This window comes from Paludisphaera sp. (assembly GCF_037189885.1).
Taxonomy (GTDB): Bacteria; Planctomycetota; Planctomycetia; order Isosphaerales; family Isosphaeraceae; genus Paludisphaera.
On record NZ_JBBCIR010000099.1, the window covers coordinates 24,427 to 34,355 of the forward strand.

Here is a 9,929-nt window from a genome sequence, read left to right on the forward strand (position 1 = left end):
CCCTCGCCCAGCTCGCGAAGTCTACCACGCAATTCGCGAGCCGACCCGCCGCTCGCAAATTCCCGGACTTGCAGATAGGATCCTGGGAGGCGGGCGAGGTCGGCTCGGGATCATTGTCGGCAGGGGTCGCGTCCATTATCAAGTGCGACGCGCGAACAGAGTTGGAATTGCTGGTCCGAACGCGGAAGGGGAGGGGGAGGGTGGCGGACTACTCGATCGAGGCCGTGGAATCGGCGGCCTTCGGGCAGATGGCTTACGTCCTGCACAGGCCGGGGCGGGACGACTCGATCGTCGTCGACCCCGGCTTCGACGCGAGGGCGCTCCTCCGCCTGCTGGGGCGGATCGGCAAGCCGCCGGCGGCGATCCTCGACACCCACGGCCACCTCGACCACATCGCCGGCAACAAGGCCCTCAAGGACGCCTACCCGGACGCGCCGCTGATCATCGGCCGCGTCGACGCGCCGATGCTGGCCGACCCGACGCTCAACCTGAGCGCCGGGTACGGATCGCCGATCGTCAGCCCCCCGGCCGACCGCCTCGTCGACGAGGGGGACCGGCTGGAGCTGGCCGGCTTCTCCATGCTCGTCCGCGAGATCCCCGGCCACAGCCCCGGCTCGGTGGCCTACATCCTGGACGCGGAGGAGCCGACGCTCGTGCTGGGCGGGGACGTCCTGTTCGCCGGCTCGATCGGCCGGACCGACTTCGGCGGCGACCCGGAGCGCGACTTCGACCTGCTGATGTCCGGCATCGTCGCCAAGCTCCTCCCGCTGCCCGACTCCGCCCGCGTCTTCCCCGGGCACGGCCCCGAGACCACGATCGGCGTGGAGCGGCGGACGAACCCCTACGTCCGCCAGTACCTCGCGAGGGCGAGAACGGCCGGCTCATGAACGTCTGGGCGATCTCCGACCTCCACCTCTCGTACGCCCGGCCCGACCGCCGCGACCGATACGCCGACCGCTGGCGGGACCACTCCGGGCGGATCGAGGCGGCCTGGCGCGAGGACGTCGGCCGGCGCGACCTCGTGCTGCTCCCCGGCGACGTCTCGTCCGCGCGCAACCATCGCGACCTCCAGCCCGACCTCAACCGGCTGGAACGCCTGCCCGGCCGCAAGGTCCTCGCGCCGGGGAATCACGACGGCTGGTGGAACGACCTGGCCAAGATCCGCGCCATGATGCGGCCATCGCTCGTCGCCGTGGAGGGTACAGCGGAGGCGGTCGGCGGCGTGGTGGTCGCCGGGGCGCGGTCCATCCCCGTCCCCCATCGCGACGACGAGGAGACCTCGGCCTCGCGCGCCGCGATGGAACGCGCCCTGGCCGGGCTCGACGCCGCGCTCGACGCGGCGTCCGCGCTGCGGGGCGACCCGGCGACCCCGCTGATCCTCCTGTGGCACCACCCGCCGTTCGACCCCCACGGCCACGCCGGCCCCTGGGTCGAGCGGTTCCACGAGGCGGGCGTCACCCACTGCCTGTACGGGCACCTTCACACCCAGGCGCAATGGTCGACGGCCGTCCAGGGGACGCGCGACGGCGTGTATTACCTCTGCGTCGCGGCCGACGCCATCGGCTTCCGCCCGATCCGGGTCCCGATCGCCTGAGTGGCAACCTCGCTTCCCGTTTTTACAAGGGGCAACCGGAAGGGGTTGCCGCGGTGACAGTCCTGTCACATGTCGCGGCGACCGCCGCCGCGCGATCCCGGTCTTGATTGTTTTCCCTAATTCGTTGCCGCACAACCTTTAACGCTTGGTTTCGCGCGGCTGTTTCGGGTGCCCGGCACGCGGCGTGCTTCTAGAGGAGGCCGAAACTCGACCCGTCGGGTCGCCAAAGCACCTGTCACGACGACATCCGGGAGCGAATCATGCTGGTTCTTAGCAGGAAGCTGGGCGAGAAGATCGTCATCGGCGACAACATCGTGGTGACGGTCGTCAAGATCGATCGCAACCAGATCCGCCTCGGCATCGAGGCCCCGCACGACGTCCTCGTCTACCGCGAGGAGATCGCCCCGAAGCGGGCCGACCAGGCGCCGGCGATGCAGGAAGCCGCCGTCTGATCCCGGCGAGCGGGGCCGACCCCGCTCACGCATCCGGCCAGACGCGTCGCAGCGACTCAAGTGTCGCCCGCGCCCTCTCGCGCGGGTCGGACGATCGGAACGACCGAGAATGCGCCAGCGGCTCGGCCGTGACCGGACCGTCGTAGCCCCCCGCCGCCAGCGCGGCCAGCAGGGGCCGGCTCAGCCCGGCCGGCGACTCCCCCGGCAGCAGCCGGTCGACGTCGCGCATCGAATCCCGATCCACGACCGCCGGGTCCGCGACATGGGCCCAGACGACGGCGTCCACGCCCCACGACAGGGCCGCGCCCGCGTCCTCTCCCGACGCATGGAGATGATAGGCGTCCGCCAGCACGCCGACGTGCCCGCGCGCGCCTCGGAGCCCGCCGAAGCGGTCGAGCAGCTCGCCATAGGTCGAGACGAGCGGCACGCCTCGGCCCGTCCGCTCCGACCGCGACCCGATGATCTCCAGCCCCAGCCGGCTCCCGTGGGCCGCGAGCACCTCCGCCATCCGTCCCAGGCGATCCGCCTGCCAGGACGCGACGCGATCGGCCTCCGCGCGGCGGGAATCCTCGTCGTGGATGGCGTCCGGGTCGACGGGATCCGATTCGAAGCGCACCCAGGTTCCCGTCCGGGTCAGGCCCAGTCGCGCGGCGACCTCGGCGTGGCGGGGCAGCCTGGCCAGGTCGGCCTCGAAGGCGGCCTCGTCGTTCTTCCAGTTCATGGGGAGCGTCCAGCCCCCCCCGCGCAGGCCCAGGTCGTCCATCCGGCGTCGGAGGGCCGCGACGTCGTCGCCGGCGTCGACCACGTCGCGGACGAGCAGGTCGACGGCGTCGAACCCGGCCTCGGCGGCGACCTCGATCGCCTCGGCCGCGGTCATCGTCAGGCCGACGGCGCGGGCGCTCCAGCTGGCGTACATCATCGCCTCCACGGCCGTCGTCCGGGCCGGCGGGCCCGGGGGCACCGTCTTGGCGCGCGGCGGTGAACATCGGACAATCTTCCGGTCGCCCTCGCGGATCCGCGCGCGATCGCCGGGGGCCGTCTCATCGCCTCGCGTCGCATGATACCGTCGCCGGGGCTGACCGCAATCGGCGAGCGGGGGCACTCTCGGCATGGTGGCGACGTGGATCGAGTCGGCGGCGAAGGGGCGTAACGCGGGCCCGATCCGGGCCGGGATGTGGTCCGCGGCGGTCGTGGGCACCCATCCCATCGAGGACGACCAGCGCGTCTGGGTCGAGGTCCACGCCGACGACCTGTCGCTCGGCCGGCTCCCCACCTACTGGATCGAGAACAAGGGGGGCAACAGCTACTGGCACGCCCCCATCCCCCCCCAGGCCGTGGGCGTGCGCCTGCATTACCGCTCGGTCGCCGAGAAGGCCGGCTCCGAGACCGTGTACAGCGCGTACCAGGACTCGATCGTCCGGCCGAACCTGCCGGACCGGACCGAGTCGGCCGACCTGCTCTCGTCGATGACCGAGGGGCTGGTGGGGAACCGTCGGATGACGGTGCGGGTGGAGTCGCGCGGGTCGACCCACGACATCTATTTCCCGACGGTCGGGCTCCGCTCCAGCGTCCGGCCCAAGGAGGGGGACCTGCCGCGGAGCCGGTCGCACTTCCGGGCGATCGTCGGCGGCCTGGCGGTCGGCCGCCGGCTCGACTGGTTCACGGAGCGCTCGGCCTGGGACGCCTTTCAGAACTACTCCGGCGCCACGAACCTCCTGACGACCGAGCTGGCCTGGCGCCACGGCCCGATCCGCGTGGTCGTCACCGACCTCGTCGCGATGGGGGATAACCTCCCGCGGAACGCGGACGGCGGCCCCTCGCCGGGGCAGTACATCAAGCGTTATCGGCTCCGGAACGACGGGCCCGAGGCGCGGCAGGCGATCTTCGGCGTGTACGTCCAGGCCGAGGTCAACGGCGGCGTCGGCGACGTCGGGCTGAGCTGGCACGACCAGGACCGCGCGCTGCTGGCCATCAACCGCGGCCACGGCCACTCCAACCGCAAGCTGGCACGCGACTCCACCATCGAGTTCGCCCTGGCGCTCGACCCCCGGGGCGACGTCGACTGCGAGCCGACCGGCCCCAACGAGGCCATCCTGTACCGCTGGATCGACCTGCCCCCCGGCGAGGCGGTCACGGTCGACCTGCTGGTCAGCGGGGCGTTCACCGGCTGGCGCGGCGACCAGGGGACGTTCAAGCACTGGCTCAAGCCGGCCCTGGATTGGTTCCGCTCCACCGACCTCGACGCCGTGGAGCAGGGGACCGCGAAGGAGTGGGATGACTTCGTGGAGCCGATCCCGACGCTTCACCTCCCCCGCGCCGCCTACGCCGTGAGCATGCGGCGATCCGCCCTCGCCGCGGCCATGCACGTCGACCTGGACGAGGGGGGCGTGGCCGGCGGGCTCGATCGCGGGCTCTCCGCCTACTGCTGGCCGCGCGACGCCATGTGGGTCGGCGCGGCGCTGTCGCGGATCGGCCACCCGGAGATCCTCCGCGACATCCTGCTCTGGCTCGACCGAGTCCGGGCCGGCGGCAAGCCGTTCCTGTACTGGTTCCAGAAGTACTCCATCGACGGGGTGCCGGAATGGGAGGCGCCGGCCGTCGACCAGACCGCGATGATCCCCTGGATCCTGGAGCGCTACTACCGCGCCACCGCCGACGCCGACCTCGTCGAGCGGGTCTGGCCGATGGTCGAGCAGGCCGCGACGGTCTGCCAGGGGGATTCCGGGGGGCACCCGGGGCTGTTCTTCGACGAGGAGCTGAACCTCGTCAGCTCGGCGGGGATGGGGGACCAGCTCTACGGGCGGTTCCTGTACTCCAACGCCGCGGTGGTCGCCGGGCTCCGCTCGGCCGCGCGGATCGCCCACGAGCTGGGCCGCGACGAGCAGGCCGCGCGCTGGGCCGCCCACGCCGGACGGATCTGGAACCGCGGGATCATGGCCGAGGTGGCCACCGGGCGCGAGGGGCTCCCCGGCCTGATCGACCCGGAGACCGGCCGGTTCCTCTCGGGCCGGCGCACCTCCATGCTCCGGGGCCTCTGGACCGACGACCCCGAGTTCCTGGCCGACCGTTCGAGCCTGGTCGACGTCAACGCCCTGGCGCTCTCCGCGCCGTTCGGCCTACTCCCCGCGAACGACCCCCGCCTGATGAAGACGGCCGAGACCATCCTCCGGGCCAACGCCGCCCGCGCCGGCGCCGACGGGGACCTCCTGGCGCGGGCGTCGTACTCGCCATCCGCCCGGCCCCACGCCGGTCGCGCGGACGAGGCTCGCGACGTCTCCTGCCTGGCGACGTTCTGGATGATCCGCTACCTGATCGAGCTCGGGCGCGAGTCCGGCCAGGGGCGGCACTGGGCCCGCGCCCTCGTGATGATCGACGCGCTGCTCGGCCGCCTGGGGCCGCTGGGCCTGCTGCTCCAGTCGGGGGGACGCGCCCAGGAGTCGGCGCGGCACGCCACGTCCCCGGGCGGGATCGCCTGGAGCCTCCACGCGATGATGATCGAGACGATGCTCGGCCTCGTCGGCCTGGAGTACGACGCCGTCGACCGCCGCGTCTGCATCCGGCCGGTCCTCCCCGGATCCTGGCCGCACACCGGCGCGTCGCGCCCGTTCGCCTGCGGCGATGTCGGCTACCGCCTGGAGCGGCCCCTGGGGGGCGCGGTCCACCGGCTGACCTTCGAGGCGAGGCTGGCCCACCCCGTCACGCTGGACGTCAACGTGACCTGCCCCGGGCTCGCCGAGCTTGGCCCCTGGCAGTCCTCGATCGACTCCCCGCCCCCCCCCGATTTCGACCCCCGCACCGGCCGCCTCCGGTGGTCGACCCGGCTGGGCGCGGGCGAGCACCACGCCTCGTGGACCTGGGGCTGACGCCGAGTTTTTTCGTCCGATTGCGCGAACCCGGGGCCGATTCCGACGGTCCTGGAGGCCCGATGGCTCATCTCGCGCCGATACCGGCGCCCCGAATCTTGAGGTGCGTGCTTGCTCCCGCGGAAGGTCACGAACCGGGCGTTGACGGTCATCCTGATCACGGTGGCCCTCGACGCGATCGGCCTGGGATTGGTCCTGCCGGTCCTGCCGGCGCTCCTGAAGGAGGTCTCTCACCTCAAGAACGTGGAGGGGCATTTCGGCCTCTTCCTGGCCGCCTACGCCCTGATGCAATTCCTCTTCTCGCCGATCCTCGGCGCGCTGAGCGACCGCTTCGGCCGGCGGCCGGTGTTGCTGGTCTCGCTCGCGGGCGCGGCGGCGGATTACCTGCTGATGGCGTTCGCGCCCACCCTCGGCTGGCTCTACGTCGGCCGGATCATCGCGGGGATCACCGGCGCGAACATGGCCGTGGCGACGGCCTACCTGGCCGACATCTCCGACGAGGAGGAGCGGGCCCGTCGCTACGGGTTCATGAACGCCTGTTTCGGCGTGGGGTTCGTGATCGGGCCGATCATCGGCGGCCTGGTCGGAGCGTACTCGCCGCGCTACCCGTTCCTGGCCGCGGCGGTGTTCAATGGGCTGAACCTCGCGCTGGGGTACTTCGTCCTGCCGGAGTCGCACCACGCCGAGCGGAAGCCGTTCGAGGCGACGCATCTCAACCCGTTCCGCTCGCTGCGCTGGGTCTTCGGGATGCGGGCGGTGCTGCCGTTCGTGCTGGTGTACACGATCCTGTGCGCCGTCGGCCAGGCGCCGATGGCCCTCTGGGTGATCTACGGCGAGGACCGCTTCGGCTGGGACACGCGGACGGTGGGGATGACCTTCGCTCTGTTCGGCCTGATGCACGCGCTGGCGCAGGCGTTCCTGACCGGCCGGCTCTCGGCGCGGTTCGGCGACCGGGGGACGCTGCTGATCGCCCTGGCGTTCGACAACGCCGCCTACTTCGGCATGGGGGCGGCCACCCGGGGCTGGATGGCGTTCGCCCTCTGCGTCCCGATGGCGATCGGCGGCATCGCGATGCCCGCCCTCCAGTCGCTGCTCTCCAGGCAGGTCGGCGAGGACCAGCAGGGGGAATTGCAGGGGACGCTCGTCGCCATCATGAGCCTGACGTCCGTCGTCGGGCCCATCGCCTTCACCTCCCTCTATGGCGCGACCAAGGCCGGCCATCCGGGCACCGCCTGGTTTGTCGCCTCGGTCATCTACCTCCTCTGCTTCCCGGTCTTCTGGTTCGGACGCAAGGCGAAGGACGGCCCGGTCGCGATTTCCGACGAGGCCGCCCAAGAACCGGCCGCGACGGGCGAATACCCGACGCGCGACGGCGACATTGGCCGCGCGTCGGCCTGAGCGAAGGAGAGCGATGGTGAGTATCTACTTGACGGTAGCGGTCGCGATCACGGCCATGTTCGCCATCCGTCACTCTCAAAACACCGACGGCCCCGGGGCGATCGAGCGGGGCCGGCGGCTCCTGGCGGCGGCGCGGGTCCTGATCACGACGTTCGCCCTGGCCTACGCGGTCATGGCCGCGGCGGCGGCGCTCGCCATCCTTTGCGGGATGGCATTCGGGGCCGAGCCGCGGGAGCCCGTCCTGTTCATCATGGTCCCGGGCCTGGCCTCGGTGGCGATTTTCTTCGCCTGGGTCGGCCTGCGGCCGGATCGCGTCCTGGACCTGCTCGTCCGCGTCAAGCGCGCCCGCGCCGCGGCCGTCGACGCCTTTTTCGCGACGGACGAGAAGCCGAAGCCGGAGATGGACCGGGATATGAGTTGAACAAGCCGTGTCCGGATTCGGCCGGGGCGCTCGCGGCGGCCGGCGATGGCATGCCGATCTGGAGGACGGGGCGCGATGAATACCTGGTACATGCTCGCGGTCGGCTACGTCGCCGCCGTGGCGGGGACGCTCGGGTGGGGTGTCCTCGTATCGCTGGACGCGCGGCGGGAGGAGTGGTGGCGTCGGCGATTCCTCGCGGTCTGGCCGTTCCTGGTCACGATCCTCGCGACCTTCAACGCCGGATTGGCCTCGCTGGCGTTGCTCTGGCTGGGGGCGTGGGCCTACGGGGCCGACATGCCGGCCGTCCTCATCGTCGCCATCCCGATCCTGTCCGCGTTGACGGCGTTTCTCACCTGGAAGGCGCTCCGGGTCGAGCCCGACCGCGGTCTCGTCGCGTGGATGCCCCACGGCTCGAAGAAGCTCAAGCCTTCGGACCCCTATCGCGACCTGGAGTGACCCCGCGTCCTGGCGCGTCAGGCGGCCGACGGATTGGGGCCAATCGGGAGGGTGGGTCGAGATGAGCCCCCGGCCCTTGCTAGCCATCCTTTACCTGGTCGCCGTGGTGGCGACGATCGTTTGGGCGGTCTTCATCTCGCTGGACTCGCGGCGCGAGGAGCGCTGGCGGCGGCGGTTTTTCGCCGTCTGGCCGTTCATCGCCACGATTCAGACGGCCTTCAACGCGGCGTTTGTGTCGTTCGTGCTGATTTGGCTGAGCGTGCGGACCTACGGTGCCGATCCGCCGGCCATCTTGCTCGCAGCCATCCTGGCGGCCTCCGCCGTGACGGCGCTGCTCTCATGGAAGATGTCCCGGATCGACCCCTCCGACCGTCTCTTCGCGTCGACGCCCGACGGCTCGAAGCCCAAGCCTTCGGACGCCTATCGCGACCTGGAGTGACCCGACGGTCGTGATGTTGGATTTAGGAGCCGGTCGACGCGATTTCGATCCTCCGAAAACGAAAGGCACACCGGCCCGACCGGCATTGGTATCGTCGATGGAGGGATAACGGACGGCCACCGCCCGGGCCGGATGGGCATCGCCGATACCGGGTGACGATTCATGACGAACACCACCGCGCGACCTCGCGGGCTGAGTTCCCTGGACGCCTCCGCCATGGACATGGCGTTCTCGTCGATGGCCGTCACGAGCCTGGGCATGCCGCGGTGGACGGAGGATGGCCATGGCGTGTCGATGCTGGCCGTGGGCCTCGCCTACGCGCTATTCTGCCTCTGCTCGCGCTATTTTCGACGCGTCGAGGCCCTGGACCCGGCGCGTCATCGCGAATCATGGTATCGCTGGCACCCGTTCGTCGCGGCGATCGCCTTGATCGCCGCCCTGGTCGCGTTGGTCGCCGTGAGCACGATGCATCGACTGAGTCTCGGAGATGCGCCGCCCACGGCGCTCGCCATCGCGGTCGCCTGGGGCGCGTTCCTGGGGGCTGCCCTGCTCGCCCGGCTCGGCTTGCGCCTTGATCGCGTCGACCGGGCGGGCCGCCGGCTTGCAACCGCCTGTCCGGCGGTCGTCTCGGCGTGGCCCGGGCCAGTTCACGAGATCACGAAGCCGGAGTCGCCGAGCGAAGGCCACCTGGATTGAGCGCTTCGTCCCAAGAATCGCCCGGCCGGGGCGAATAACGGACAGCCCTCGCACGGATCGGGGGCGCGGCGACATCCTCCGGGAGACGATTCATGAGCACGACATCCGCGCGGGCCCTCGGGCTCGCTTCCACGGGCGCGTCGGCCCTCGCCGTGACGGCCGGGGCGCTCGCCTCGTTCGGCCTCGCGGGCTTGCTAATCGGGGCGAAGGCCGGCGGCGTCCTGCTCCTGGCCGCGGCCGCCTGCGGGGCGCTGGCGTGGCGGCTGTCGCGACCCTCTCGGCATGTGGATGGCCAACGCGTCGTCGACCGCCTCGCGCGGGCGTCCCGGGCCGCCGTCCACGCCTACCGGACGCCGGCCGAGCCCGTCCCGCCGATCCGATTCCTGGACGAGACCGCCCCCGCCGTCCGCCGCGTCCGGCGTGTTGCGGACAAGGGCCGCACCCGACTGGCCGCCGCGCTGCACCGCCTGGGCTATGTCGTCGCGCCGTCGCGGGATTGACGAGGTCGATAGCGACCGCCCGATGCTCCAAGGCCGGACGGGGGGCGACCGGCGCCTCGCCTCGGACAAGGGTCGCATGCATCATTGTGGTGCGGGCGTCACCCCCCCAC

The 9,929-nt window shown here is 71.5% G+C and carries 11 protein-coding genes; 10 read left to right on the forward strand and 1 reads right to left on the reverse strand.

Annotated features, from left to right (window positions below; all coding sequences use genetic code 11):
• Positions 1-200: 200 nt before the first annotated feature.
• From WG209_RS23165 to csrA, 3 genes are all read left to right on the forward strand, one after another.
• Positions 201-887 carry an MBL fold metallo-hydrolase gene (locus WG209_RS23165; RefSeq protein WP_337177477.1) on the forward strand — a complete coding sequence of 229 codons (687 nt, stop codon included), beginning with the start codon at positions 201-203 and terminating at the stop codon, positions 885-887.
• The gene (locus tag WG209_RS23170; RefSeq protein WP_337177478.1) at positions 884-1,594 is read left to right on the forward strand and encodes a metallophosphoesterase; all 711 of its coding nucleotides are present in this window, start codon (positions 884-886) and stop codon (positions 1,592-1,594) included. Before WG209_RS23165 ends, WG209_RS23170 begins: the two co-directional genes overlap by 4 nt.
• 260 nt (positions 1,595-1,854) lie before the next feature.
• Entirely contained in the window at positions 1,855-2,046 is a 192-nt protein-coding gene (gene csrA, locus WG209_RS23175) for a carbon storage regulator CsrA (RefSeq protein WP_337177479.1), read from the forward strand.
• 25 nt (positions 2,047-2,071) lie between these two features.
• Here the strand turns inward: csrA and WG209_RS23180 are convergent, their stop codons facing one another.
• Positions 2,072-2,962: a TIM barrel protein gene (locus WG209_RS23180; RefSeq protein WP_337177480.1), complete on the reverse strand. Its 891-nt coding sequence runs from the start codon at positions 2,960-2,962 to the stop codon at positions 2,072-2,074.
• 193 nt (positions 2,963-3,155) lie between these two features.
• Here WG209_RS23180 and WG209_RS23185 point away from each other — a divergent pair, with 193 nt between their 5' ends.
• The 7 genes from WG209_RS23185 (at position 3,156) to WG209_RS23215 (ending at position 9,819) form a co-directional block, all read left to right on the forward strand.
• Complete coding sequence (locus WG209_RS23185; RefSeq protein ID WP_337177481.1) at positions 3,156-5,909, forward strand: glycosyl hydrolase; 2,754 nt, start codon at positions 3,156-3,158, stop codon at positions 5,907-5,909.
• A gap of 111 nt (positions 5,910-6,020) precedes the next feature.
• Positions 6,021-7,307: a Tet(A)/Tet(B)/Tet(C) family tetracycline efflux MFS transporter gene (gene tet, locus WG209_RS23190; RefSeq protein ID WP_337177482.1), complete on the forward strand. Its 1,287-nt coding sequence runs from the start codon at positions 6,021-6,023 to the stop codon at positions 7,305-7,307.
• Positions 7,308-7,323: 16 nt separating this feature from the next.
• Entirely contained in the window at positions 7,324-7,728 is a 405-nt protein-coding gene (locus tag WG209_RS23195) for a hypothetical protein (RefSeq protein WP_337177483.1), read from the forward strand.
• Between the two features lie 75 nt (positions 7,729-7,803).
• Positions 7,804-8,184 (forward strand): hypothetical protein, encoded by a 381-nt coding sequence (locus WG209_RS23200; RefSeq protein ID WP_337177484.1) that lies wholly within the window; start codon positions 7,804-7,806, stop codon positions 8,182-8,184.
• Between the two features lie 61 nt (positions 8,185-8,245).
• Complete coding sequence (locus WG209_RS23205; protein WP_337177485.1) at positions 8,246-8,623, forward strand: hypothetical protein; 378 nt, start codon at positions 8,246-8,248, stop codon at positions 8,621-8,623.
• A 216-nt stretch (positions 8,624-8,839) separates the two neighbouring features.
• Positions 8,840-9,319 carry a hypothetical protein gene (locus WG209_RS23210; protein WP_337177486.1) on the forward strand — a complete coding sequence of 160 codons (480 nt, stop codon included), beginning with the start codon at positions 8,840-8,842 and terminating at the stop codon, positions 9,317-9,319.
• A 92-nt stretch (positions 9,320-9,411) separates the two neighbouring features.
• Positions 9,412-9,819: a hypothetical protein gene (locus tag WG209_RS23215; protein ID WP_337177487.1), complete on the forward strand. Its 408-nt coding sequence runs from the start codon at positions 9,412-9,414 to the stop codon at positions 9,817-9,819.
• The last annotated feature ends 110 nt before the right edge of the window (positions 9,820-9,929 follow it).

Excerpts from the sequence above, each read along its gene's own strand:
- WG209_RS23170 (WP_337177478.1), top strand. The coding sequence starts at position 884 with ATGAACGTCTGGGCGATCTCCGACCTCCACCTCTCGTACGCCCGGCCC.
- csrA (WP_337177479.1), top strand. The coding sequence starts at position 1,855 with ATGCTGGTTCTTAGCAGGAAGCTGGGCGAGAAGATCGTCATCGGCGAC.
- WG209_RS23180 (WP_337177480.1), bottom strand. The coding sequence starts at position 2,962 with ATGTACGCCAGCTGGAGCGCCCGCGCCGTCGGCCTGACGATGACCGCG.
- WG209_RS23185 (WP_337177481.1), top strand. The coding sequence starts at position 3,156 with ATGGTGGCGACGTGGATCGAGTCGGCGGCGAAGGGGCGTAACGCGGGC.
- WG209_RS23200 (WP_337177484.1), top strand. The coding sequence starts at position 7,804 with ATGAATACCTGGTACATGCTCGCGGTCGGCTACGTCGCCGCCGTGGCG.
- WG209_RS23205 (WP_337177485.1), top strand. The coding sequence starts at position 8,246 with ATGAGCCCCCGGCCCTTGCTAGCCATCCTTTACCTGGTCGCCGTGGTG.
- WG209_RS23210 (WP_337177486.1), top strand. The coding sequence starts at position 8,840 with ATGGACATGGCGTTCTCGTCGATGGCCGTCACGAGCCTGGGCATGCCG.
- WG209_RS23215 (WP_337177487.1), top strand. The coding sequence starts at position 9,412 with ATGAGCACGACATCCGCGCGGGCCCTCGGGCTCGCTTCCACGGGCGCG.